Raw genomic sequence first — 25,412 nt, forward strand, 5'->3', positions numbered from 1 at the left:
GTATCTCCTGCGTGAGATTTGCCGCCGCTCGGCGATTGCCGCACCACCCGGATCGAACGCCGAAGGGGAGTCAGGCCGTGAACAATGTCCGCATCAACGTCTCGTTCGACATGCGCTCGCCGGATTGGGCAACGCCTACGCACGAGCTTTACCGCGCGGCGATCGAGATGGCCGCATTCGTCGACCGCATCGGCGCCGACCAGATCGGCCTGATGCAGCATCACGGCTCCGACGACGGCTACCTGCCGCAGCCTTTCACGCTGGCAGGCGGCATGGCGGCGGTCACCAGCCGCATCCGCTTCCTGCTCGGCGCGGTGGTGCTGCCGCTGCACGATCCGCTCGAACTGGCGGAGCAGATCGCGATCGTGGACCAGATGTCGAACGGACGACTCAACGTGATCTTCGGCGCGGGTTACGTGCCGTTCGAATTCGCGATGTTCCGCAAGTCGCTGAAGGACCGGGCGCGCCTGATGGACGAAGGGCTGGAGATCATCCTGCGCGCGCTCCGGGGCGAGAAGTTCGAGTTCGACGGGCGTCCGATATACGTTCGCCCGCTTTCGGTGCAGGCGCCCGAGGATATCGTCATGGTCGGCGGCGGCGTGCCGGCTTCGGCGAAGCGCGCGGCGAAGTTCGGAGTGGGTTTCGGCCCGATGAAGCCCGAACTCATCGACCTCTATCTGGCGGAGTGCGAGCGGTTGGGCCATGCGCCCCGCACGTATTTCCGCCCGGTGCCGGGCATGCCGCTGGCCGTCCATCTGTGCGAGGATCCCGACGCCGGCTGGGAGGCGATCGCGCCGCACGCCGTCCACGTCATCACCGAATACGCCAAATGGGCGGAGCAAGAGGGCGATGGCTCAAACTCGCCGTTCAAGGGCCTGACGGACCCGGCCGCCCTGCGCCACGCCGGAATGTTCGCAGCCTGGACGCCGGACCAGCTGGTTGAGCGCGTCCGCGCGCTGGGAAAGGGCGGTCAGGTCGGCTTCCAGCCACTTCTCGGCGGACTTTCGCCGGAAGAAGGCTGGAAGAGCCTGAAGCTGCTGGAACGAACCATGCCCCGCCTGAAGGAGGCGGTTGCCGCCGCTTAGAAAAGGCCGCCCTACGCGTCCTTCTTCTTCAGCAGCACCGAACGCAGGCAGGACAGCGCCACTTCGCCGTGCTGGTTCGTCAGTTCGTGCCGGAATACCACGATGCCCTGGGTCGGCCGCGACTTGCTTTCGCGCATCTCGACCACTTCGGTGGTGCAAGTGAGCGTATCGCCGATGAAGGTCGGCTTGGGCGTCACGACTTTGTCGAAGCCGAGGTTGGCGACCAAGGTGCCCACCGTGGTGTCCGCGATCGACAGCCCCACCGCGAGGCTGAAGGTGAAAGTGGAATTGACCAGGATCTGGCCGAATTCGCTCTTCTTCGCCATTTCCGCGTCGAGGTGCAGCGGCTGCATGTTGTGCGTCATGGCCGAGAACATCAGGTTGTCCGTCTCGGTGACGGTGCGGCTCGGCTGGTGGGTGATCCTGTCGCCCACGGTCCATTCGTCGAAAAAGCGTCCCGGCAAATCCTGTCTCCCCAATTGGTCCGGCGGGTCCGGCCGGAGAAGTTTTCAGCGCGCCAGCAAGCGAAGCTGCGGCGGGCGCGCGCCTTGCGGGATCTGTTGATAGGTCAGATCCACGCGGGCCAGGCGGCGCGGCCCGTTGACGAGGTTGGTCACGCGCGAGCAGCCGCCGGAGGTCAGGCGGGCATTCACCCGCACGTTCTGAACCCGGCCATTATCGAACCGCACGGCAAATGAGTTCAGCCGTACCGGCGCGCCGCGAACGCAGAACTGAAGCTGGCGATAGCGATCGCGGTTGTTCAGGCCGATCGTCTCGCGGCTCGTGCGCGGGGCAAGCGTGCGCGTGGCGATCGTGCGCCACTGCGAAGGCCGCGCCGCATCGACGGGCTGCGACAGGGACATGCCGGTCAGTGCCAGCGCGGCGAAGGCAGGAAGATACGAAAGTTTCACGGGCATTCTCCTCGTATCGGATTCGCGGTTCGGACTGGGTCGCCTACTTTCTCACGGCTCTACCGGCTCGACCCGCGCGAGCAGGGCTTCCACCTGGATCTGCGCCCCGGCAACGGCATTGAGTTCAGCGACCACCCCGTCGAACGGCGCGGTCAGCGTGTGCTCCATCTTCATCGCTTCCAGGGTCAGCAGCTTCTGCCCCTTGGTCACGGCCTGCCCCTCGGCAACTTCCACCGCGATGACCTTGCCGGGCATCGGCGCGAGGATCGCACCTGACGCGTCCGCCCCGCCGTGCACGCCGTCCCGGCGCCAGGGTGCGAGCAGCCAGGCCTGACCCTGTTCGGTCACGAGCACGGCATCGTCCGGTTCCTCGCTGCCTTCACCCGTCAGCGCGATCTCGACCTTCTCGCCGTCGAGAGAGAACCAGGCCGAACGCATCGGCGCGGCATTGAGACGGAATCCGGGAAGGGCATTTGCCGGTACCAGCGAATTCGCGGCCGCTTCCAGCACTTCGTCGGAAGGGAGCGGCGCCTGCGCCATGGCTTCCCCGTCACGACCGATCAGGCCGGTATCGACTTTGCCTGCCGCGAAATCCGGATGCTGCAAGGCCTTGACCAGGAACGAGGCATTGGTGCGGACCGGCCAGACCGCGCTGTCCTCCAGCATCTCGCCCAGGCGTTCGCGTGCCTCGTCGCGGTCCTCGCCCCAGGCGATGACCTTGGCGATCATCGGATCGTAGAACGGCGAGACTTCGGCGCCCTCATAGACGCCGGTGTCGATGCGCCCTCGCCCTTCGGCCCCTTCGGCCTCACCGAATTCCAGCAGTTCCAGCCTGCCGATGCTGGGCAGGAAGCCCTTGGCCGGGTCTTCGGCATAGAGACGCGCTTCCATCGCCCATCCGTCGATGGTGAGGTCTTCCTGCGATTTCGGTAGTTTCCCGCCGCTCGCCACCAAGAGCTGCCATTCGACGAGATCGACGCCGGTGATCTCCTCGGTCACCGGATGCTCCACCTGAAGCCGGGTGTTCATTTCCATGAACCAGATGCGGTCGGCGGAGAGCTTGCCCGAACCATCGGCGATGAATTCGATCGTGCCGGCGCCCACGTAGTCGACGGCCTTGGCCGCGCGGACGGCCGCCGCGCAGAGCGCCTCCCGTGTCGCCGCGTCCATGCCGGGCGCCGGGGCTTCCTCGATCACCTTCTGGTGACGGCGCTGGAGCGAGCAGTCACGCTCGAACAGGTGAACGACGTTGCCGTGGCTGTCGCCGAAGACCTGCACTTCGATGTGCCGCGGGCTCGCGATGTATTTTTCGATCAGGACATGTTCGTTGCCGAACGAGGAGGACGCCTCGCGCTTGCATGAGGCCAGGGCATCGACGAAATCCTCGGGCGCCTCGACCAGCCGCATGCCCTTGCCGCCGCCGCCGGCCACGGCCTTGATGAGCACGGGATAGCCGATCTTCGCGGCTTCGGCGGCCAGGAAGGCAGGCTCCTGGTTCTCTCCCATGTAGCCCGGCGTCACCGGGACACCGGCTGCGGCCATCAGCTTCTTGGCTGCGTCCTTCAGGCCCATTGCCGTGATCGAGGAAGGGTTCGGCCCGACCCAGACCAAGCCCGCATCCATCACCGCCTGCGCGAATTCGGCATTCTCCGAAAGGAATCCGTAGCCGGGATGGATCGCCTCGGCGCCGGTTTGCTTCGCGGCGGCGAGGATCTTCTCGCCCACGAGGTAGCTTTCGCGTGCCGGGGAGGGGCCGATATGCACGGCCTCGTCCGCCTCGCGCACATGCAGGGCATCGGCGTCGGCGTCGGAATAGACCGCGACGGTGCGGATGCCCATCTGGCGGGCGGTGCGGATGACGCGGCAGGCTATTTCGCCGCGATTGGCGATGAGCAGCGATTGAATCATGTCTTGTCTCCCGTTTCGCCGCTCACATCCGGAACACCCCGAAGCGGGGCGCCTTCGGAATCGGGGCTTCGAGGCAGGCAGCAAGGGCAAGGCCCAGCACGTCGCGGGTCTGGGCCGGATCGATCACGCCGTCGTCCCACAGCCGTGCGGTGGCGTAGTAGGGATTGCCCTCGTCCTCGTACTTCTGGCGGATAGGCGCCTTGAAGGCTTCCGCCTCCTCGGGCGACCACTTCGCGGCGTCGCGGTGGACGGTCGCCAGCACCGAGGCGGCCTGCTCGCCGCCCATCACCGAGATGCGCGCATTGGGCCAGGTGAACAGGAAGCGCGGATCGTAGGCGCGCCCGCACATGCCGTAATTGCCCGCGCCGAACGAGCCGCCGATCAAGACGGTGATCTTGGGCACCGAAGCGGTGGCGACGGCGGTGACGAGCTTGGCGCCGTGCTTGGCGATGCCCTCCGCTTCGTACTTGCCGCCGACCATGAAGCCCGAGATGTTCTGGAGGAACAGCAGCGGAATCCGGCGCTGGCAGGCGAGTTCGATGAAGTGAGCGCCCTTCTGCGCGCTTTCCGAGAACAGCACGCCGTTGTTGGCGAGGATCGCCACCGGCTGGCCATGGATATGCGCGAAGCCGCAGACCAGGGTGGTGCCGTAGAGCGCCTTGAACTCGTGGAATTCTGATCCGTCGACGATGCGGGCGATCACCTCGTGCACGTCGTAAGGAGCACGCACGTCTTCCGGCACGATCGCGTAGAGTTCCTCGGGGTCGTATTTGGGCGGGCGCGGCGCGCGCAAAGGCTGGTCGTGATGATGCAGCGGGCCGAGGTGGCTGACGATGTCGCGCACGATGGTGAGCGCGTGTTCGTCGTTATCGGCCAGGTGATCCGTCACGCCCGACTTGCGGCTGTGGAGATCACCGCCGCCGAGATCCTCTGCCGAGATCACCTCGCCGGTCGCCGCCTGAACCAGCGGGGGGCCGGCGAGGAAGATCGTGCCCTGTTCCTTCACGATCACCGATTCGTCGCTCATCGCCGGGACATAGGCGCCGCCTGCAGTGCAGCTTCCCATGACGCAGGCGACCTGCGGGATGCCCTTGGCGGACATCTGCGCCTGGTTGAAGAAGATGCGGCCGAAGTGGTCGCGGTCGGGGAAGACTTCGGCCTGGTGCGGCAGGTTGGCGCCGCCGCTGTCGACCAGGTAGATGCACGGCAGGTTGTTTTCCTGGGCGATCTCCTGCGCGCGGACGTGCTTCTTCACGGTGATCGGGTAATAGGTGCCGCCTTTCACGGTGGCGTCGTTGCAGACGATCATGCACTGGCGCCCGGAAACCGTGCCGATGGCCGTGATCAGGCCGGCGCCGGGAATGTCGTCCTCGTAGAGCCCTTCGGCGGCGAGCTGGCCCAGTTCCAGCAGCGGCGAGCCCGGATCGAGCAGTCTCTCCACCCGTTCGCGCGGCAGCAGCTTGCCTCGGGCAACATGGCGTTCGCGCGACTTCGCGTTGCCGCCGAGCGCGGCCCGGGCGACTTTGCCGCGCAGTTCCGCCACCAGGGCGCGGTTGTGACGATCGCGCGCCTGCGCTTCGGGACTGTCGGGATTCAGGCTCGTCTGGAGCACCGGTGCGCTCATGCTTTCCTTCTCCGATCGGGCCGCTCGGCCTCTTTTCAACCAGAATAACGTGTCACTTCCATGTAGACACGCCGAACCATCAGCGGAAATTGAAAGTTTCCGCCCTTCGTAATAGACAGCATCTATGATCGATCAATATCTGCTGCGTTACTTCCTGGCCGTGGCCGAAACCGGCAATTTCAGCCGGGCCGCCCGCAGTGTGGCGGTGACCCAGCCCACGCTTTCGGCGGGAATCGCCAAGCTGGAGCGTGAACTCGGCGCGCGTCTGTTCGACAGGGATCGCCAGCGCGTTGCCCTGACGCCGGCCGGCAGCAGGTTCCTCATCCGCGCGCGCCGCATCGCCGCCGAGTACGAGCACGCGCTGGTCGAACTGGCCGAGCCCGCCGAATCGAGCCTGCTGCGTGTGGGCGTTCTGAACACCATCCCCAACCGTCTGATCGGCCGCGCGCTGGCAGAGCACCACGAACTCTCCGGCGACGCGCTGGAACTGCTGGACGGCGGCGAGCGCGACCTGGCCGAACGCCTCGAACGCGGCCGTATCGATGTGGCGCTCACCGTGGTGCGGCCGCATCATGCGCGGTACCGGCCGGAGGTGCTGTCCCGCGAACGCTACATGATGGTGCTGCCGCGCGAGCATCCGCTGGCCGGAGAAAACGAAGTCCTGGCGGAGCAACTGGCGCAGGATCGCATGGCTCTGCGCCGTCATTGCGAGGCGCTGCCGGAAATCAATCGCTTCTTCACGCAGCGGGGGGTGCGTCCGCGCTTCGTGCTGAAGACCACCAGCGACGAGCGCGTTCTCTCGGTAATCCGCAGCGGAGCCGGGGTCGGCATGATGCCGGAAGGCTTTGCGGACGGCACTGTCAGTTTCGTGCCGGTACGCGATTTCGAACTCGTGCGGGAGATCGGCCTGTTGCACGGTGCCGCCGTGCAAGGCAGCGCCTTCCTGGACATCGTGCGGCGGCATCTGGGCCGCGCGACACCTGCTCAAGATTAGGCAGTCAGCTGCTCGCTGAGCGACCGGGCGGCACCGACAAGGGCCTGCTTCAGTCCGCCCAGTTCCTCGCGCAGGGCAGCGCCGATCCCGATCGCGACGAGGGCGTGGCTGGGTGTACGCCCGCTTTTCCAGACCGGGGCTGCGGCCACGGTAACGCCGGAGATATAGTGCCCGGCATCCACCGCCACGCCGGTTTGGCGCGCCTCTTCCACTTGTTCGCACCATTCCGGCCAGGATGGCGCATCCTCCCAACGTAGCGCGTCGAACCGTGGCTTGAGGTCTGGCAAGGCACGATCGCCGAAGGCGGCGATGCAGCGCCCGGTCGCGGAAACCAGCGCGGGAAAGCGGCTGCCGACCTGCGTCGAGAGCTGGAAATTCCGCTCGGACTGCGACATCGCGGTGACGATGATGTGGTCCAGGCCGAAAATCTGGACGCCCAGGGTGGTCAGTCCGAATTCGCGCGCGATCCGATCGAGTTGCGGTTGGGCGAGGTCGTTGAACTGGTCCCTTCTCAGCCAGGCGCGCGCAAGGGTGAGCACGCCGGCGTCGAGCGCGTAGCGCTTCGTATCCGCATCGAAAGCCACCAGTTCCTCGGTCACCAGCGCCCGCAGGACATAAAGGCATGTGCTGGGCACCAGCCCCAGTTCACGGGCGATGGCCTGCACCCCCATCGGTGTGCCCCGCTTGCCCAGCAGGCGCAGGACTGCCGCCGCCCGGGCGATGGCGGGGGCCTTGCTGGCGCGCACGGCGTCTTCCAGGGGGGCTGATCTGCTCATTGTTCAATATACAGAATAACATTCAATATTTACAAATCAAGATCGCTCTATCACATTTGTTGAACACAAGGACAAACGGCGATGCTGGAGTCGTTTCGATCCACGGAAATGGGATGAGCGATGGTTAGGCTGACTGAACTGACGAGCTATGCCGATGCGCAGGCGCAGGCCTCGTCGGCCGCTTTGTGGGAGCTGTTCGATGGCGACCGCGACGTGCTCAACATCGCCCACGAGTGCATCACCCGCCATGCCGACGGTTCGGGCCGTCCCGCCGTCCGTATCGCGCACGCCGCCAAGGGAAATGAGGGCGGCCGCGATGAAATCCTTAGCTTCGACCTGATCGCCGCCGGCGCCGCCCGCTTCGCGCATTGGCTCGATGCCGAAGGCGTGAAGCCCGGCGAGCGCATCGCCTTCATGCTCGAACCTTCGCTGCCGTTCTACGTCTGCCTGTTCGGCGCGATGCAGACCGGCGCGATCTCGGTGCCGCTGTTCACCCTGTTCGGGCCGGACGCGCTGAAGCTGCGGATCGACGACTGCAAGCCCGCCATCCTGATCACCAATGCCGAGAAGGCGGATCTCGCACGCGGTGCGGTGACGGCGGAGAACGGGCTGCGCGTGATCGTTGCCGATGATGGCCTGCTGGACGAGATCGCGAAGTTCCCGGCGACTTACGAGCCGAAGACGAAGGCGGGCGACCTTGCGGTGTTCCAGTATACCAGCGGCACCACGCGCGAGCTGCCGGAAGCGGTGAAGCACACGCACAAGGCGCTGGTGACGCTGATGTTCGCGGCGCTCTACGGCACCGGCATCCGTCCCAAGACCACAAACGGCGAGGGCGACGAGTTCTTCTGCCCGTCCTCGCCGGCCTGGGGGCACGGCCTGTGGCACGGTACGCTGGCCCCGCTGGGCCTTGGCGTAACCACCGGCACCTTCGCCGGGCGCTTCGATCCGGTGCGGCTGATGAAGGCGCTGGACGACTATGGCATCACCAATATGTCGGCGGCGGCCACGCACTACCGGATGATGAAGAACAGCGGCGCGGCGGGGGACTACAAGTTCCACTTCCGCAAGCTGTCCTACACCGGCGAGCCGATCGATCCGGCGACGCTGGAATTCATCGACGAAGCCTTCAAGGTGCCCGTCTGCTCGATGTACGGCACCACCGAGATCGGCGTGGTGCTGGTGAACTATCCCGGCGCGGACGATTTCACGGTGAAGCCCGGCTCGCTGGGCAAGGCGGTCCCGGGGCAGAAGCTGGAAGTGCAGCGTCCCAACGGCACGCCCACCGCGCCCGGCGAGATCGGCGAGCTGATGCTCTGGCGGGGCGGCTCCTGGATGACCACCAAGGACCGCGCGAAGATCGATGAGGAAGGCTATTTCTATCACTGCGGCCGCGCCGATGACGTGATCATCTCGGCGGGCTGGACGATGTCCGCCGTCGAGATCGAGAACACCATGCTGCGGCATGAGAACGTCCTCGAATGCGGCGTGATCGGCGTGCCGGACGAACAGCGCGGGCAAGTGGTGAAGGCCTTCGTCGTCGCCAACCGTGCGGGTGACGATGGCTTCGTCAAGGAACTTCAGGACTTCACCCGCGAACGTCTGGCCCAGCACGAGTTCCCCCGCATCGTGGAGTTCGTGGAAGAACTTCCCAAGAACCCGGCGGGCAAGGTCCACCGCAAGATGCTGCGCGACCGGGAGGCGGCGAAAGCTGCCCCCAATGCCGTCCCCGCGGTCGGCTGAAAACCAATCTCGAGAATCTAGGAGAGTACCGAAATGGCAACCACAGCAGAGCCCCAATCCAAGTTCCCCAAGATCACCGAGGCCGGCCTCGACGATCTGCGCGCCCGCATCGGCGTGAAGATCGAGAACACCGTCGAGCCGTGGAACTATGAAGCCACCCGCGACGCGATCCGCCACTACGCCCACGGCATCGGCGACGACAATCCGCTGTGGTGCGATCCGGAATATGCCGCGAATACCAAGTACGGCTCGCTGGTCGCGCTGCCTTCGTTCCTGTTCACCACCAGCCGCATCGTCTCGGGCTACTGCGGCGGTCTTTCGGGCGTCCACGCCATGTGGGCGGGTGCCGACTGGACCTGGCACAAGCCGGTGCTGCGCAACGACACGATCACCACGGTTGCCTATCTGAAGGATCTGGTCGAGCACCAGACCAAGTTCGCCGGCCGCTCGTTCCAGCAGATCTACCACGTCGACTTCTTCAACCAGAACGGCGAGCAGGTTGCCGGCGCGGACTCGTGGGTGTTCCGCACCGACCGTGACGAGGCGCGCGAGCGCGGCACCAAGTACACCGAAGCGCGCGGCCGCGTGGAACCGTTCACCCAGGAACAGCTGGACGAATTCTACGACATCTACGACCAGGAAGAGATCCGCGGCGCCACCCCGCGCTACTTCGAGGACGTGAACGTCGGCGACAAGCTGCCGCCGATGATGAAGGGCCCGATGACCGTCACCGGCTTCATCTGCTACGCGCAGGGCTGGGGCGGCCTCTACATCCGCGCCAACAAGCTGGCCTACAAGATGCAGAAGGCCCACCCGGGCCTGGGCATCCGCAACCGCTTCAACGTGCCGGACTGCCCCGAGCGCGTTCACTGGGATGAAGCCTTCGCTCTCGAAGTCGGCGCGCCGGGCGCATACGACTACGGTCCGGAGCGCTGCTCGTGGCTGACGCACCACATGACCAACTGGATCGGCGACGACGGCTTCCTCACCAAGTCCGACTGCCAGATCCGCCGCCACAACCCGGATGGCGACGCGATCATCATCACCGGCGAAGTGACGCGCAAGTTCGAGGAAGGCGGCAAGAAGTTCGTCGAAGTGGCGCAGAAGGCCACCACCCATCGCGGTGAGCTTTCGGCCTTCGGCACCGCCGTTGCGGAACTGCCCAGCAAGGGTTGATCGCCGCATAACGGGGGAGCGATTTCGGCCCGGACCTTTGCGAAAGGTTCGGGCCGTGTCGTATGCTGGCGAAGATAACAACGGAGAGCTTATGGGACAGGATCAGGCCGGGCCGCAGTTCGAAGCCAATGGCGATGTGCGAGTGCCTGCCTTCGTCCTGCCGGTCTCCGACCTGCTGAGCGAGGAAGCGGCGGCCTTCCAGCGTGCCCAGGCGACCACACCGGCATTCGATGCGGCGGGCGAACAGGAAGCGGACGTCGCGGTGCGGCGTGAGCAGATCAACGCTTATGCTGCTGCCGGGGTGGCGCGGCTGCGAGAGAACTTCGCGGTCGAGATCTCCCCCAGGGTGATCGGCGGCGTCGAAGTGCTCGACGTCCCCCCCGCCGATGGCAGCCACGATCCGCAGCGCGTGCTTATCAACCTGCACGGCGGGGCCTTCACCGTGGGGTGGGATGGAATCGCGCTCATGGAGGCGATCCCCATCGCCGCCCTCGGCAAGTTCCGCGTCGTCAGCGTCAATTATCGCATGGCACCCGAGCATCGCCATCCGGCAGGGGTAGAGGATGTCGCGGCGGTCTATGCCGCGTTGCTGACGGACTATGCCCCCGGCCGGATCGGCATCTACGGCGGATCGGCAGGCGGCGCTCTCACCGCGCAGGCGGCCGCATGGCTGCCGGCACATGGACTGCCGCAGGCAGGCGCGGTCGGCATTTTCGGCGCGGGCGGCGTGCCGTTCGGGGCGGGAGAGTCCGCCTACGTCGCTGGCTATATCGATGGCTCGTTCCCGCCGCCGCCCGCAGACGGCAGCACCCCTGTCGACATAACTCGCGGCTATTTCGACGGCTGCGACCCGCGTGATCCCAGCGCCTGGCCCGGCTATCATCTGGAAGTGCTGGCCACATTCCCGCCCACGCTCGTCATCACCGGCACACGCGCCATGGACCTCAGCCCGGCGATCTTCACGAACTCGCAACTGCTCAAGGCGGGCGTGCGCTCGACGCTGATCGTGGGCGAGGGGATGGGGCACTGCTACCACTACAATCTCGGCATTCCCGAGGGCCGAGATGCCGTGGCGGCGATCCTCTCCTTCTTTCGCGAGAACCTGAACTGATGGTCGCAAATGAACCTTGGGCCGGGCCGCTGGCGGGTGTGCGCGTGATCGATTTCACCCGCGTGCTTGCCGGCCCCGCCGCCTCGCTGGCGCTGGCCGACATGGGCGCCGAAGTGTTCAAGATCGAACCGCCCGGCACTGGCGATGAGACGCGTACGTTTCCGCCCACGCGGGACGGCGAGAGCCACTATTACCTCGCGGTCAATCGCGGCAAGAAATCCATCGTCGTTGATCTCAAGAGCGAGGAAGGGCTGGCGCTCGTCCGCGATCTGGCGGCGAAGTGCGATGTGCTGGTGGAGAACTACCGCCCCGGCGTGATGGACCGGCTGGGCCTTGGCTACGAAGCCATGAAGACGATCAATCCGCGCCTGATCTACTGCTCGATCTCCGGCTATGGGCAGACCGGGCCGCTGAAGGATCGGCCGAGCTTCGACATCGTGCTCCAAGCCATGTCCGGCGCGCTTTCCATGAACGGAGAGCCGGACGGGCTGCCGACCAAGCTGGGCATTCCGCTGGGCGATCTGGTCGGCGGCATCAACGGGCCGATCGGCATCCTCTCGGCGCTTTACGAGCGGGAGCGGACTGGCGTGGGGCGGCATATCGATGTCAGCCTGATGGACGGGCTGATCGGCATGCTCGGCTACATCGCGCAGCTCGCCTTCTTCAATGGCACCGACCCGAGCCGGGTGGGATCGCAGCATCCCAACCTCGTCCCCTACGGCATCTTCCCGGCGCGGGAGGGTTCGATCGTGGTCGCCTGCCTGACGCCGGGGTTCTGGAGCCGCATTTGCCGCTCCATCGATCGCCCCGAACTGATCGAGGATCCGCGCTACGACACGCTGGAAAAGCGCCGCGATGCGCGGGCGGAGGTGAACGCCGTGGTCAGCGCTTTTACCGAGCGGCATACGGTGGACGAACTCGTCGCGATCTTCACCGCGCACGAAGTGCCGCACGCGCCGATCCTGGGTGTGTCCGAAGCGCTGGCGCAGCCGCAGGCGGTGGAGCGCGAGATGGTTGTGGAAACGCAGCACAAGACCTTGGGGCCGATCCCCATCGTGGGCCGCCCGATCCGCTTCACCGACGCACCGCAACCCGTGCCCACCGCGCCGCCGGTGCTGGGCGAGCACACCGATTCCATCCTGGAAGACGTGCTCGATCTTTCGCCGGAGCGAATTGCGCAGCTCCGAAAGCTGGGAGTGGTTGCCTGATCGGCCACATCCGGCAAGGCTGGGGACAAGAACTTGAGAGGAATTCCAGATGGCCGACCTGCGCTTCGACAATAGAGTCGCCGTGATCACCGGTGGCGGGCGCGGTCTGGGCCGGGCGCATGCGCTGCTGCTGGCGAGCCGGGGCTGCAAGATCGTGATCAACGATCCCGGCGTCTCGATGGCGGGCGATGCCACCGACGAAGGCCCGGCAGAGGCACTGGCCGCCGAAATCCGCAGCCAGGGCGGAGAAGCCGCCGCCAATACCGACAGCGTCGCCACGCCGGAAGGCGGCAAGGCGATCATCCAGTCGGCGCTCGATGCCTTCGGACGGATCGACATCCTGATCCATTCGGCCGGCAACGTGCGGCGCGGCAAGCTGACCGATCTGGCCTACGAGGATTTCACCGCCGTCCTCGATGTCCACCTGAAGGGCGCCTATCATGTCGTGCGCGAGGCGTTCCCGCACATGATGGCGCAAGGCTACGGGCGCATCGTGCTGACCAGTTCGATCAACGGCCTCTACGGCAAGTCTGACAATGTCACTTATGCGATGTGCAAGGCCGGTTTCATGGGCCTGTCCAACACCGCAGCGATCGAGGGGCAGCACGCGGATGTGAAGTCCAACCTGATCGTGCCTGCCGCCGTCACCCGCATGTCCGACGGTATCGACACCAGCCAGTTCCCGCCGATGGAACCGGAGCAGGTGGCCCCGATGGTCGGCTATCTCTGCCATGAAAGCTGCGCGGCCTCGGGCGAGATGTTCGTCGCCATGGGGGGGCGCCTGGCCCGCGCCAAGATCGTCGAGAACGAGGGCGCTTTCCGCAAGGACTGGTCGCTGGAGCAGGTCGGCGCCGAGATCGAGGCGATCCGCCAGGGCGGCGAGACGCTGGCCTTTCCGCCGGTGCCGGACGGCCAGCTCGAACATCTGCTCTACGGCTTCGGAATGATCCGCGCTGCTACCGTCGCTTGAATGATGCCGGGCTGAACGAAAAAGCCCGCCCGGTTTCGCGACCGGACGGGCTTTCCTGGATTGACGGCTCCCAGGGTGGGTGGAAGGAGCCGCCGTTCCTCCTGATCAGAAGTTGGCGGTGAAGCCGACGAAGATCGTGCGGCCCAGCGCGTCGTAGACGCCCGGATAGGTGTTGCCGTTGCCGAACAGCTGCAGCAGACCGGAATCAAGCACCGGCGGATCCTTGTCGAACATGTTGTTCACGCCTGCGCGCAGGGTGAAGCGCTTGTCGATCGCCTGGGTCAGCGACAGGTCGAAGTAGTTGTAGGCGCCGATCTTGCTGTTCACGACCGTACGGTCTGCCGAAAGCAGCGGATTGTCGGTCAGGCTCGACAGCTTGGTGCCGCCGATGTGGCGCCAGGAAAGCGAGACGGTCGTATCGGTCGGCGTCATCCACGACAGGCGCGCGACGTGGCGCCATTCCGGAGTCGGCTGGCCGCAAGTATAGCCGAACAGCCCCTTGCAGTCGTATGAACCGCCGCCGGGAACCGGCTGCGAGACCTGCTCGATCAGGTAGGTGCCGACCAAGCCCAGGTTGACGCTGCCCAGGTTGCCGATGTCGAAGGTGTAATCGGCGTTGACGTCGAGACCGGAGGTCTTGAGGTAGCCGGTGTTCATCGTCGTGGAGATGATATAGCCCGAGTTCTGGCCGAAGACCTGGCCCGAACGCGGATCGCGAACGAACAAGCCGCAGAAGTACGGATCACCCGTGGCGGCGCACTGGCCCATGATCAGCGACGGTGCGATCGAGCCGATGTAGTCCTTCACCTTGATGTTGTAGTAGTCGACCGACAGCGAGAAGCGGCGCAGCGCCTTCGGGGTGAGGACGACGCCCAGGGTGTAGGTGTCGGCGGTTTCGGGCTTGAGCGCGACATTGCCGCCGCCAAGGCCGGAGCACTGGTCGGACGGACATCCGGGGATGCTGCCATACATGGCCTGGGTTACGCCGGTGGCCTGGCAGATCTCGAACGAGGCGCTCGGATCGCTGCCCGCGCACGGGTCGGTGCCGTTCACGTTGCCGACCGCCTGCGAAGCGAAGAGTTCTCCCACGTTGGGCGCGCGGATGGCGCGGTTGTAGCTGGCGCGCACGCGCAGGTCGTCGACCGGAGCCCACGACAGTTCGCCCTTGTAGGTCCACACGTTGTAGCCGGACTTGATGCCGGTCGAGCTCTGCTTGTTGTCGTAGGACGAATAGCGCAGGCCGCCGTTGATGGTCAGCGACTTGAAGAATGGCTTGTCCTCGATCAGCGGGATCTCGATTTCACCGAAGGCTTCGGTCACGGCGATGATACCGTCCGAAGGCAGGACGCCGTTCTGCTGCGCGACTTCGTCGGCGGTGAACTTCAGCGTCTCGCGGCGGCGCTCGAGGCCGAGCGCGATGCCGACACCTGATTCGGCCCAGGGCATGGTCACGCCCATCTCGCCGAGATCGCCGCTAAGCGAGCCGGAGAACACGCTGAGCGAGTTGCGCGAGGCGGTGTTGCTCTCGCCGAAGATGTAGGCGGCCTGGTCCGCCGTCACGCCGCCGGGGGTGAAGACGTTGATCGGGATACAGTTCGGGTCGGTGCCGTCGATGACCGCGCGGCAGGTCGGCACGCCGTTGACGTTGACCGCGTTCAGCGCGAGGCCAGCCTTCGCCTGGTTCACGTCGTTCAGGTAGGTTTCCTTGAACTTCACCAGCGAATACATGTAGTTGACGTCGTAGCTGAAGCCGCTGCCGATGTCGCCGCGCAGGCCCGCCGAGTAGCGGTAATCGTTGAAGCGCAAGTTGTCGCGGCGGGGCTGGCCGACCACGCGGTAGCCCACGTTGGTGGGAGCGGTGGTGTCGGTACCCGCTGCGCTGCCGCAGATCGCGGTAAGCTGCGAGGCGTTGGCGTAAGGATTGTTGCACGAGACCGGGAAGGCCGTGCCGAACCAGACCGCCGAAGGCGCGACCTGCGAGAAAGTCTGGTCGTTCATGTACATGAAGCTGCCGTAGAGCTCGGCCGCCTTGCTGAACTCGTACCGCGCGAAGCCGCCCGCGGTTATGCGTTCGTCGGAGCGCTGGAAGTAGTTGTCCGGCGCGGTGTTGTACGCATAGGACGGATCGTAGGGCACCAGGGTGCCGCTGCCGTTGTTGATGAGCGTCTGGCCCTTGTAGGGGCTGAGATCCGAGAGCGGAATGAACGAGCCGTAGGGCGTGTTGCTGGATCCGCCGCAGAACAGTTCGTCGAAATCGTCCGAATTGGGGTTCGACTTGCGGTCCTGCAGGGCGCAGGCGGAGACGTCGCGGCTCGACTGGCGGACCGGGCTGAACTTGCGGTAGCCGCCGTAGACGGTGATGTTGCCGCGGCCGTCGGCGAAGTTCTTGCCTGCCGCGATGGTGACGTCCTGCTTGCCGCCGTCGATGACCGAGGACGGAGCGGGGTCATAGCCCGACGCGCGCTGCAGGGCGCGCAGCTGGCTGTTGTTGTTATTGTGCTGGCTGAAGCCGGTCTGAGCGTCGATGCGGACGCCGTCGAGGTCCTTCTTGAGAACGAAGTTCACGACGCCCGACAGCGCGTCCGAACCGTAGACCGCCGAAGCGCCGCCCGACAGAACGTCCACGCGCTCCACGAGGGCGCTGGGGATGAAGGAGAGGTTGATCGCCTGCGAGGGCATCAGGCGCTGACCGTCGAGAAGGGTCAGCACGCGATTCGAGCCAAGGTTGCGCAAGTTGATCTTGGAAGTGCCGTCCGAGCCGTTCGAGACGTTCTCATTGGCGTCGGCGGTGAACTGCGGCAGGCGGTTCAGCACCTGCTCGACCGTGGTGGCGCCCTGGTAGCGGAACTCGTCGGAGCCGACGACGGTCTGCGGGCTGTTGCTCTCGAGGTCCGCACGCTTGATGCGGGTGCCGGTGACGACGATGTCGTTGGCGACACCGGCATCGCTCGGCGCGGATTCCTGCGCCTGTGCCGTGCCCGCGATGATCGCGGTCAATGCGGCCGCGCAATAAAGCTTCCTTCTGTGACCCCTCATGGTCGTAACTCCCGTTGTGTTACGGCGAGTTTGCGTCACATTTCCTTCATTGTCAAATATAGTATACGAAATATCGTATCGGGAAGAAAACTCCCGCAATTTCGGGAGTACACGGCTCCTCGTGGCTATCTGGGCGTGTGCCGCATGCAAGCCTGATGCGAACATACAGGGAACATGCTACAGGCAGTTATTCGATTCGTGAAAGGGCCAACCGTGGCACATGACCAACTGACGCTTCCCCTGACCGATGATGACCTGCTCAGGCTGGCCCAATATCGGTACGCGCAGGCCGACCGCGGAGGGGCGACGATCGACGATTACGTCCAACTCGTGGATATCGTTCCTGCGGTGCTGCAGCGGCTTGAAGAGAAGGTCGAACAAACCCGAGGCCTGTTGTGCATCGAGGAGATCGACTTGAACGATCCTGCCACCCTGCGGCGCTTGGTCCCCGACGCGGCCAAGTAGGAGAAAGCTCAAATATGGGGAGCGTAACGAACCATGGTAAATGAGAGCGGTTCCACTCGCTAGCGAGCTCGCGTGCAGTAACGCGGCTGACCTCCTGCAATTGCGCGACCTGGTGGAACAGTTGATCGGCTGTGAAGGCACGGACGCACAACAATGAGGAGATGGCTCCGATCCCTGTCATCACCAAAGCGAACCGATGGAATGCTTCGAGATGGCTTCTTTTCCGGATCCCGCCAGCCGCTGCTCGGTTCATCAGCCCGGCTTGACCTGAAAACGAAAGAGGCCGCCCCCCCCTTTGAAGGGCGGCCTCCGTACGGTGAACCTGGGAGAGGGGTGGTCACCGTATCGTCGCTGGAGAACGACGCCCGGTTAACATGCTGCAGCGGCCGTTGTTCCAGCCTTGATCTGTGATAGCTTTCTCTTGGCTGCGCGGAGGACGTACAGAACAAGTAAATCGCTCTAGCGGTGCGGCCTGAGAACTGGCTGGTGGCCGATTGCAAACCTGATTCTTAGTTTCCTTCCCCAGGCCCTGTTACCGCCGAGCTGCGGGGGTATCGCCTGGATCGAGAACAACGGGCCGACAATCCGCCTGCAATGTTCGGCGATGGCAATGATGAGCCGGAGTCACAGCCTCCGGCTCATCTCAATTCATGCGGCTTGCATCAATCGGTCTGGATCGTCGCTACAGAGGTCTCGCATCCAAGAGCAGATTTGCTCATCCACGATTCTGAGCAGCACCCTCAGGCGCTTTACTTCTGACGGATGTGCCTTTCGGCCTCTGCTTTCGCGATCGCAATTTCCAAGCGTTTGCGCTCTTGGCGCAAGAGCGTGAATAGCCTTTCCGACATGTCATGCCTCCCGAGCATCAAGGTTGCGCAGGGCCGGACACTATGTCGGAGCGTCGCATTGGCTCCGAGGCGCTAGGCGAATGCCTTGGAGGGAGACGATTTTCGACTTTTCGGACGTCGGAAGCCCAAGACGCTAGGATTGCGCGCTTGACCTCCGGCTCGAGCTGCGGATGTCCCGCGACCTCGAATGGATGATGAAATTTGGAGAGGGACATTGTGTTGCCTCCTTTCTTCCAACTCTCCTCACACTGGCGGTTATTCCCGCCGCCCATAATATTTTAATTCTGCGTCCCAAGGTCAAGGGGCATTAGATCTGCCTTCGGGGCAAAGCCTTGAAGCTTTCGTTCAACCCGATCCGGTGCCGCTTTCGGCGGCACTGCTAAGGCAATCATATGCAGGCCGCTCCAGGTGAATCCCGAGGACATATGTCGGGGGCCGCGGCAGCGCCGATGGACGCGCTCTCACAGGCTGGAAATCGAGGGCGTAGACGAGTGGCCGCGATTGCCATCCTCAAGTCCGTCGTGAACTTGGAACCCTAAAACCGTACGGGCACTCTGGATTTGGGAATGGTGGGCGGTGAGGGGCTCGAACCCCCGACCCTCTCGGTGTAAACGAGATGCTCTACCAACTGAGCTAACCGCCCGAAGCGACCCATGAGGGCACGCTCGATAGAGGCCGCTTTACGGAAAATCGCGAGCGGGTCAACCGGGGAAGACGAGGTTTGTCCACTGGTCTTCCCCATCCGGGCTCCTACCAGTCGAACCAGCGGCGGCGGCCGGTGAGGCCCGGTCGGCCGTAATCGTCGCCGACCGTGTGCGGTGTGGTTTCCACGTAAGTCGGGGCGGCACGTTCGTCGGCGATCGCGTCGGCGCGGGCTTCCGCGCGCGCAGCCCGCATTTCGGCGTCGCGAATGCGCTCTTCGGCGTTGCGGGCTTCGAGCTCGCCCCGACGCTCGCGCGTGATGGCGTAATAGTGGCTCCACATCTGGCTATGCGCGAAGGCCAGGCAGAGCCCGCCGATGATCGCGACATTCTTCAGCGCCATGATCTGCTGCATCGGATCGGTGAACCGATTGTGGAAGAAAAGGATGGTGGCCGCGACGAATCCGATCAGCAGCAGCGACACCAGCCGCACCATGAATCCGGCGGCAAGGCACAGTCCGGCCAGCAGTTCGAACAGGCCGACAGGGATCGCCAGGCCGCCCGGCAGGCCGGCGGCGACGATCATGGTTTCGGTGGAAGCGACGTCCATCAGCTTTGAGGCGCCGGAAATCACGAAGATCAGGGCGATTAGGAAGCGCCCGATAATGGCAGCGATCTTGGACATGTCTTCTCTCCCGACATGGCGTTCATGTCGGGAGAAGCGGACATCTGGGGGGATTGTTCCCTGATCGGCCACTACCGCCAAAATTAGCTTTCAAAGCGGTTCGCACATGGAACGTGCTGCCGATCTACGCTCGTCCCGCCTAAATCTTAGGCAATTCGCTGCCATGATAACGTGACACTCTATCATCGCAGACTTGATTGAAATTCCGGGGGATTGATAGCCCAGTTGGTCCGCGTACCAGCTTTCGCCTATCCATCGTAACGACTTGGACATCCTGTCGCAAATCGAAAGCAAAGAGGTTGAAAGGTAAGGGGTAGTAACTGCCCCGGAGCGTTCGCCATCATGAGCGAGCCGAAGTGATCCGAACGACGCCGTATCGCGACTTTACCGGCATATCGTCGGTCGTCGCGTTCACCAGGATCGCCGCCTTCTCCGCACCGTCCGGCATTTGCATTTCCGGCCTTTTGCCATGCTGCTGATCCAGCAAGCAGATCAACTCTGGCGACCATCGGTCATTCCAAGGCCCAGCTACGGCCGCTTCAGGTTGCATTTTGATTAAAATTGCAACCAGTCAGCCAATCATAGAGGCTCAACTTACCGCGCTGGCCACGCTGGAAGGATTATTTAGTGACACTCGAGCCTCGCGCCTGGGATCGTTTGAAACGTCTCGCTGCATTCCTTGCGCACGCAGCGATGTCTTCTATGCCAAGGCAAATTCAACAGCCCGCTGTGCCGACAACCCGCCGGAACCGCTGAGCAATTAGGCGGAAGGCTGGGACGTGGCGCGTATCTGCGCCCGATACCGTTGGAAGCGGGGTTTGCTCATCATCCCCCGCTGGCTTATCTTAGTGGCGCATGCAACGGTGCAATGGCTGGCGCTGTATGTTGTCCGAGCGACCAAACGTTATAGCCAGCATAGGATAGTACTAGCCCTCCAAGCAGCGCTTGCGATCCCAGCAAAAGCATTCGGTGCCTGCGAGACGCTTGCCCCCCCTCAATTTTCAGGTTCATTCTGACATCCTTCTGAGGCCACCGGTGCAAGATCGTTCCTGGTCTCGGCGTCGCCACTAAATCCTGAGGAGCCGCCTTGTTCCGAAGGGCTTACCCATCGATCGACTCAGCACGGCCAACCATCATTCCCCCAGCCGCATAATACCGGAACTCTAATTGGAGAGTGGCGTTCAAAGTTGACTGGAAAAGATACGAAAAAAGGATCGAGAGATGCCGTAACAGGCTCTGGAGCCTGCAACTAGGACGAGAATACTCTGGAAGGACGGTTGGGGCGTGAGTCCCGCGCGGTTAGAGGTGTTTTTGCAATGCTACCATTTACGATATCAGCGTAACTGCGCGAAAAATCTCTCTTAACGAAGTGGATGTTCCATATGCCTTTTAAAACGCACGCGATTTTTCTGCGAGCGCAGGCCGCTAATTATAGGCGTTCGGCAGCACTGTTCTTCGATAAGCCAACCGGGCAGCAGCTGAGAGATATCGCGACGCGATGCGATGAGCGCGCCGACGCACTCCTCGCAACGAACGGGCTGCAGGCTGAAAGACCTTACTAGGCGATTTCTTTTCACTGCAGACGAATTTCGAACATCGGCACGCAGTGAAAGCACGCGATCTTTCGGCCGCGACTGGCTGACCTGGTCGAGAGAAATGAGGCGGATTAGGTAGCTAGGCCGAAGATACCCATCTGTCTCGAATGTCTAATCTCTTGAATAAAATTGTCGGAAAGCGAGCGCTTAACCGAGAAGTTTTGCCGAAGAACACGCAAATTCCAAAACGACTGTTCTCGTGCTAGAGGTCATAGCTTCGGCAAGGTCACGCCAAGTTGTCCCATGTACTTGCCCGCGCGGTCGGCATAGCTGGTCTCGCAGGGCTCGTTGCCCTTGAGGAACAGGAACTGGCAGGCGCCTTCGTTGGCGTAGATCTTGGCGGGCAGCGGCGTCGTGTTCGAGAATTCCAGGGTAACGTGGCCTTCCCAGCCCGGCTCCAGCGGCGTGACGTTCACGATGATTCCGCAGCGGGCATAAGTGCTCTTGCCGAGGCAGATGACCAGAACGTCGCGCGGCACGCGGAAATACTCGACCGTGCGGGCCAGCGCGAAGGAGTTGGGCGGGATCACGCAGACGTTCGTCTCACGGTCCACGAAGGAATTGCTGTCGAAGTCCTTGGGATCGACCACTGCCGAATCGACATTGGTGAAGATCTTGAACTCCGGCGCGACGCGCGCGTCGTAGCCGTAGGAAGAGAGGCCATAGGAGATGCAGCCGTCGCGGCGCTGGGCCTCGACGAAAGGCTCGATCATGCCGTGTTCGAGCGCCTGCTCGCGGATCCATTTGTCGCTGAGGATAGACATGCCTGCGTTGATTGCCGATGCGCGGGGCGGCGGCAAGGCCGGGGCGGGAAATTGTCCACGATGGATCGCGGCTTTGCGCGCTTTTAATTTGCCGGGAGAAAAGAGGTCGGCATGATCGCGCTTGTCCAACTGCAAGGGGGCGGCGTGATCGTTTCGGTTTTCAAGGCGATGTTTCTGTTCATTCTGCTAGTCATGGCCACCGCGCCGCGAGCCAGCCTGTGGGGCCGGGCCTGGCGCAATGGTCTGGTCCGGCCGCTTTGCAGGAGCCTCTCGAGAATCACGTGCGGGCACGTACTGCTCGTGGTCGGCATTGGCGGTTTTCTAGCGTTCGTCAGCTGGCTCATCGGCGCTGAGGGGCTGCACATTTCCGCGATGGCGCTGCCCGAACTCACATCCTGGGCGATGATGTTCGAGGTATCGACCCTGCTCGACGCGATGGCCGCCCTGATGATCTTTTCCGCCACGGTGCGAGTGAAGGCCGCGCTGGCGCTTGCGTCCAGGCTGCTGAGCCGCCGCCCGCGCCGGCTTTCGCGTCCGCCGGGCCGCACGCGAAAGAGACGGGGCACGCCGCGGCGTGTAGCCAATGACGACGAGGGGCCGGCGGATGGACTGGAAGAGGCAGCCTGAAAACTGGCCGCGATGAAACGTCTTTTAATTTCAGCATGAACCAAGCGCTGCTATGCCCCTCGCCATGACCGCACAGACCCGCATGCAACCGGCCCGCATCCTTGTCGTCTTCGGCACCAGGCCGGAGGCGATCAAGCTGTTTCCCGTGATTCACGCACTCAAGGCCGATCCGCGTTTCGAATGCGTGGTCTGCGTATCAGCGCAGCATCGCCAGATGCTCGATCAGGTGCTGGAGATCGCCGGGATCGTGCCGGATCACGATCTCGACGTGATGCAGCCGGACCAGACGCTCGACGCGCTTACCGCCAACCTTCTGACCGGGCTTGGCAAGGTCATGGATGAGGCGCGGCCGGACCGGGTGGTCGTGCAAGGCGATACCGCCACGGCCATGGCTGGCGCGCTCGCGGCCTACTACCGCAAGCTGCCGGTTGATCATGTCGAAGCGGGGCTGCGATCGGGCAATATCTATCATCCCTGGCCCGAGGAAGTGAATCGCAAGATCATCGGTTCGATGGCCAGCCTGCACTTCGCGCCTACCGAAACCGCGCAGAACGCACTGGTGAACGAAAACGTCGATCCCGCCCGCGTCCATGTCACCGGCAACAGCGTGATCGATGCGCTGCACTGGGTGACGGCAGAGATAGCGCGCGATCCTTCGCTGGCCGCCGGTTTGGCCGAGCTGGAAGCGCGGTTTGCGGGCAAGCGGATCATCGGCGTCACCAGCCACCGGCGCGAGAACTTCGGTGAAGGCATGGAGCAGATCGCCACCGCCATCCGCAGGATCGCGGAGCGCAGCGACAGCGCCGTGATCTTCCCGGTCCACCTCAATCCCAATGTCCGCAAGGTGATGAACGAACGCCTGTCCGGGCTGGACAACGTCGCCCTGATCGAGCCGCTCGACTATCCGCATTTCGCGCGCCTGATCGCCATAGCCGAGATCATGCTGACCGATTCGGGCGGCGTGCAGGAAGAAGCCCCGGCGCTCGGCAAGCCGGTGCTGGTCATGCGCGAGACGACCGAACGCCCGGAAGGCGTGGCGGCTGGAACGGCCCGGCTGGTGGGCACCTCGGCCGAGCGGATCGTTACCGAAATATCAACCTTGCTGGACGATAGAGAGGCCTACGAGACCATGGCGCGCGCCCACAATCCTTTCGGAGACGGGCAGACCGCGCGTCGAATCGTGGAGCTGCTTGCCAATGAAGTCGGACACCAAGCCTGACGTCTGCGTGGTGGGGCTGGGCTATATCGGCCTGCCCACCGCCGCCGTGATCGCCCGCGCCGGATGCCGGGTGCTGGGCCTGGACGTGTCGCAAACGGTGGTCGACACCATCAATCGCGGCGAGATCCATATCGAGGAAGTCGATCTCGACGGCCTGGTGCAGGGCGTCGTCTCGCGCGGGTTGCTTTCGGCGTCGACCGAGATCGCGGCGGCCGACGTGTTCGTGATCGCGGTGCCGACGCCTTTCGAAAAGACCGACACGGGCGAGCACGCGCCGGACATCTCCTACGTGCTGGCAGCGGGGCGCTCGGTCGCCACCGTGCTCAAGCCGGGCGACGTGGTGATCCTCGAATCGACCTCGCCGGTCGGCACGACCGATCGGCTGCGCGACCTCATCGCCGAACTGCGGCCGGATCTCAGGATTCCCGGACTTACGCGCGATACACCCGATGTCTCCATCGCCTATTGCCCCGAGCGCGTGCTTCCCGGCCGCATCCTTGAGGAATTGACCAACAACGATCGCTCGATCGGCGGCATCACGCCGCGATGCGCGCGCAAGGCACTGGCCTTCTACAAGCGCTTCGTGCGCGGCGAATGCGTCACCACCGATGCCCGCTCGGCCGAGATGACCAAGCTGGTCGAGAACGCCTATCGCGACGTCAACATCGCCTTTGCCAACGAACTCTCGATGGTTTCCGACCGCATGGGGCTGGATGTGTGGGAAGTCATCCGCCTCGCCAACCGTCACCCGCGCGTCAATATCCTGACGCCGGGGCCGGGTGTGGGCGGACACTGCATCGCCGTTGACCCCTGGTTCATCGTCCACGGCGCGCCGGAAGATACTCCGCTGATCCGCACCGCGCGCGGGGTGAACGACCGCAAGATGAGCCACGTCATCGCCCGGGCAGAGGCTCTGGTAGAAGCCAACCCAGAGGCGAAGGTCGCCTGCCTGGGCCTCGCCTTCAAGGCCAATATCGACGATTTCCGCGAAAGTCCGGCACGCTTCGTCACCAGCCGCCTCGCCCGCAAGTTCGGCAGCCGCATCCACGTGGTGGAGCCCTATGCGGCCGAACTGCCGATCGAGTTCACCGATACCGGCGTGACCCAGATCGATATCGACGACGCGCTGGAGACGTGCGAGATCCTTATCGTGCTTGTCGACCACGACGTGTTCCGCGTGGTCCCACTGGCCGAGCGTGCCGACAAGCTGGTCTACGACACTCGCGGTATCTGGCCTGACCAGCCGCGCGTCGTGCGCGACGAGGATGCCCGGCTGGCGCTTACCGCCTGAAGCCAAGCCGCTAGGCAGTTTCCGGCCCCCGCGTTGGCGGGGGCCGGGAAAGCCTTACTTGCAGACTTTGACCTTGCGGCCATGCTGCATGACGTAGTGGCAGGTAACCTTCCGGTGGGCGGGCTTGCGAACTACAGTCTTTTTCACGGTCGTCTTCTTCACGACTGCGTGGTTCGCGGCATGATGCGGGGCCGGGTGATGGTTGGGCTGAGCCATCGCGGCGCCTGCAGGAACGAGTGCGCCGAGTGCGAGGGTTGCAAGGAGAGTCGCGCCAATCTTCGTCATCTGTTTCGTCCTTCGAAAAATCATGTTCTGCAAAGCCTTGGCTGAAACAGGACGTCGCACCCGCCCTGCTCCTGCCGAGGCAGGGCAGCAAAGCGCGGGCGAGCTTGAAGTTGCGATGAACGTGAACGAAATCGGTCGAAATGTTGCTGAGGTCAGCAGGCCACCACGTTGATGGCGAGGCCGCCCTGGCTGGTTTCCTTGTACTTGCTGGACATGTCGAGCCCGGTTTGGCGCATTGTCTCGATCACCTGATCGAGCGAGACCCGCGGGGTTTCGCCTGCGTGGAGGGCTAGTTTGGCGGCATTGACGGCCTTCACCGAGGCGATGGCGTTGCGTTCGATACAGGGGATCTGCACGAGCCCGCCCACGGGATCGCAGGTAAGGCCGAGGTTGTGCTCCATGCCGATCTCGGCCGCCGCGCAGACCTGCTCGGGCGTGCCGCCCCAGACC

The 25,412-nt window shown here is 63.9% G+C and carries 21 protein-coding genes and 1 tRNA gene; 11 read left to right on the plus strand and 11 right to left on the minus strand.

What is annotated here, in order from left to right:
* The first annotated feature begins 77 nt into the window (after positions 1-77).
* Entirely contained in the window at positions 78-1,085 is a 1,008-nt protein-coding gene (locus ACI3K3_RS11755; RefSeq protein WP_404913844.1) for an LLM class flavin-dependent oxidoreductase, read from the plus strand.
* 11 nt (positions 1,086-1,096) lie between these two features.
* Here ACI3K3_RS11755 and ACI3K3_RS11760 read toward each other — a convergent pair whose 3' ends face one another.
* Genes ACI3K3_RS11760 through ACI3K3_RS11775 form a run of 4 tightly spaced genes read right to left on the minus strand, consistent with a single transcriptional unit; the run spans position 1,097 to position 5,528 of the window.
* Entirely contained in the window at positions 1,097-1,549 is a 453-nt protein-coding gene (locus ACI3K3_RS11760; protein WP_404913845.1) for a MaoC family dehydratase, read from the minus strand.
* Between the two features lie 45 nt (positions 1,550-1,594).
* A complete protein-coding gene (locus ACI3K3_RS11765; protein WP_404913846.1) occupies positions 1,595-1,996 on the minus strand; it encodes a hypothetical protein in 402 nt (133 codons plus the stop codon).
* Between the two features lie 51 nt (positions 1,997-2,047).
* Positions 2,048-3,904, minus strand: a complete 1,857-nt coding sequence (locus ACI3K3_RS11770; protein ID WP_404913847.1) for an acetyl/propionyl/methylcrotonyl-CoA carboxylase subunit alpha — start codon at positions 3,902-3,904, stop codon at positions 2,048-2,050.
* A gap of 22 nt (positions 3,905-3,926) precedes the next feature.
* A complete protein-coding gene (locus ACI3K3_RS11775; protein ID WP_404913848.1) occupies positions 3,927-5,528 on the minus strand; it encodes a carboxyl transferase domain-containing protein in 1,602 nt (533 codons plus the stop codon).
* Between the two features lie 124 nt (positions 5,529-5,652).
* Between ACI3K3_RS11775 and ACI3K3_RS11780 the strand changes: the two genes are divergently transcribed.
* A complete protein-coding gene (locus ACI3K3_RS11780) occupies positions 5,653-6,522 on the plus strand; it encodes a LysR family transcriptional regulator (protein ID WP_404913849.1) in 870 nt (289 codons plus the stop codon).
* Here the strand turns inward: ACI3K3_RS11780 and ACI3K3_RS11785 are convergent.
* A complete protein-coding gene (locus ACI3K3_RS11785; protein WP_404913850.1) occupies positions 6,519-7,298 on the minus strand; it encodes an IclR family transcriptional regulator in 780 nt (259 codons plus the stop codon). The genes ACI3K3_RS11780 and ACI3K3_RS11785 overlap by 4 nt on opposite strands.
* 120 nt (positions 7,299-7,418) lie before the next feature.
* On the opposite strand from ACI3K3_RS11785, the gene ACI3K3_RS11790 reads away from it, so the two are divergent.
* The 5 genes from ACI3K3_RS11790 (at position 7,419) to ACI3K3_RS11810 (ending at position 13,506) form a co-directional block, all read left to right on the plus strand.
* On the plus strand, positions 7,419-9,041 hold the full coding sequence (locus tag ACI3K3_RS11790; protein ID WP_404913851.1) for an acyl-CoA synthetase: 1,623 nt from the start codon (positions 7,419-7,421) through the stop codon (positions 9,039-9,041).
* Positions 9,042-9,074: 33 nt separating this feature from the next.
* Positions 9,075-10,217, plus strand: coding sequence for a MaoC family dehydratase N-terminal domain-containing protein (locus ACI3K3_RS11795; RefSeq protein WP_404913852.1), 1,143 nt, complete (start codon positions 9,075-9,077; stop codon positions 10,215-10,217).
* A 91-nt stretch (positions 10,218-10,308) separates the two neighbouring features.
* Positions 10,309-11,328, plus strand: coding sequence for an alpha/beta hydrolase (locus ACI3K3_RS11800; protein ID WP_404913853.1), 1,020 nt, complete (start codon positions 10,309-10,311; stop codon positions 11,326-11,328).
* The gene (locus ACI3K3_RS11805; RefSeq protein WP_404913855.1) at positions 11,328-12,536 is read left to right on the plus strand and encodes a CaiB/BaiF CoA transferase family protein; all 1,209 of its coding nucleotides are present in this window, start codon (positions 11,328-11,330) and stop codon (positions 12,534-12,536) included. The genes ACI3K3_RS11800 and ACI3K3_RS11805 overlap by 1 nt, the downstream gene beginning before the upstream one ends.
* Before the next feature lie 49 nt (positions 12,537-12,585).
* Complete coding sequence (locus ACI3K3_RS11810; RefSeq protein WP_404913856.1) at positions 12,586-13,506, plus strand: SDR family NAD(P)-dependent oxidoreductase; 921 nt, start codon at positions 12,586-12,588, stop codon at positions 13,504-13,506.
* 105 nt (positions 13,507-13,611) lie between these two features.
* Here ACI3K3_RS11810 and ACI3K3_RS11815 read toward each other — a convergent pair whose 3' ends face one another.
* Positions 13,612-16,503, minus strand: a complete 2,892-nt coding sequence (locus ACI3K3_RS11815) for a TonB-dependent receptor domain-containing protein (protein ID WP_404913858.1) — start codon at positions 16,501-16,503, stop codon at positions 13,612-13,614.
* A gap of 213 nt (positions 16,504-16,716) precedes the next feature.
* On the opposite strand from ACI3K3_RS11815, the gene ACI3K3_RS11820 reads away from it, so the two are divergent.
* Complete coding sequence (locus ACI3K3_RS11820) at positions 16,717-17,007, plus strand: hypothetical protein (RefSeq protein WP_404913859.1); 291 nt, start codon at positions 16,717-16,719, stop codon at positions 17,005-17,007.
* Positions 17,008-18,422: 1,415 nt separating this feature from the next.
* Here ACI3K3_RS11820 and ACI3K3_RS11825 read toward each other — a convergent pair.
* The 3 genes from ACI3K3_RS11825 to dcd all read right to left on the minus strand — a co-directional run bounded on the left by ACI3K3_RS11825 (position 18,423) and on the right by dcd (position 21,540).
* Positions 18,423-18,498 (minus strand) — tRNA-Val (locus tag ACI3K3_RS11825).
* A gap of 107 nt (positions 18,499-18,605) precedes the next feature.
* Positions 18,606-19,181, minus strand: a complete 576-nt coding sequence (locus ACI3K3_RS11830; RefSeq protein WP_404913860.1) for a DoxX family protein — start codon at positions 19,179-19,181, stop codon at positions 18,606-18,608.
* A gap of 1,804 nt (positions 19,182-20,985) precedes the next feature.
* Positions 20,986-21,540, minus strand: coding sequence for a dCTP deaminase (gene dcd, locus ACI3K3_RS11835; protein ID WP_404913861.1), 555 nt, complete (start codon positions 21,538-21,540; stop codon positions 20,986-20,988).
* Positions 21,541-21,651: 111 nt separating this feature from the next.
* Between dcd and ACI3K3_RS11840 the strand changes: the two genes are divergently transcribed.
* The 3 genes from ACI3K3_RS11840 (at position 21,652) to wecC (ending at position 24,677) form a co-directional block, all read left to right on the plus strand.
* Positions 21,652-22,167, plus strand: coding sequence for a hypothetical protein (locus tag ACI3K3_RS11840; protein WP_404913862.1), 516 nt, complete (start codon positions 21,652-21,654; stop codon positions 22,165-22,167).
* Between the two features lie 64 nt (positions 22,168-22,231).
* A complete protein-coding gene (wecB, locus tag ACI3K3_RS11845) occupies positions 22,232-23,386 on the plus strand; it encodes a non-hydrolyzing UDP-N-acetylglucosamine 2-epimerase (RefSeq protein ID WP_404913863.1) in 1,155 nt (384 codons plus the stop codon).
* Positions 23,364-24,677, plus strand: coding sequence for a UDP-N-acetyl-D-mannosamine dehydrogenase (wecC, locus tag ACI3K3_RS11850; protein WP_404913864.1), 1,314 nt, complete (start codon positions 23,364-23,366; stop codon positions 24,675-24,677). Before wecB ends, wecC begins: the two co-directional genes overlap by 23 nt.
* Before the next feature lie 54 nt (positions 24,678-24,731).
* Here the strand turns inward: wecC and ACI3K3_RS11855 are convergent, their stop codons facing one another.
* Both ACI3K3_RS11855 and ACI3K3_RS11860 read right to left on the minus strand, forming a co-directional pair.
* A complete protein-coding gene (locus ACI3K3_RS11855; RefSeq protein WP_404913865.1) occupies positions 24,732-24,962 on the minus strand; it encodes a hypothetical protein in 231 nt (76 codons plus the stop codon).
* A gap of 152 nt (positions 24,963-25,114) precedes the next feature.
* Positions 25,115-25,412 (minus strand): L-serine ammonia-lyase, iron-sulfur-dependent, subunit alpha (locus ACI3K3_RS11860; RefSeq protein ID WP_404913866.1); only part of this gene is annotated, 298 nt, incomplete at its 5' end.

It is taken from the genome of Novosphingobium sp. ZW T3_23, from assembly GCF_044987305.1.
Classification (GTDB): domain Bacteria; phylum Pseudomonadota; class Alphaproteobacteria; order Sphingomonadales; family Sphingomonadaceae; genus Novosphingobium.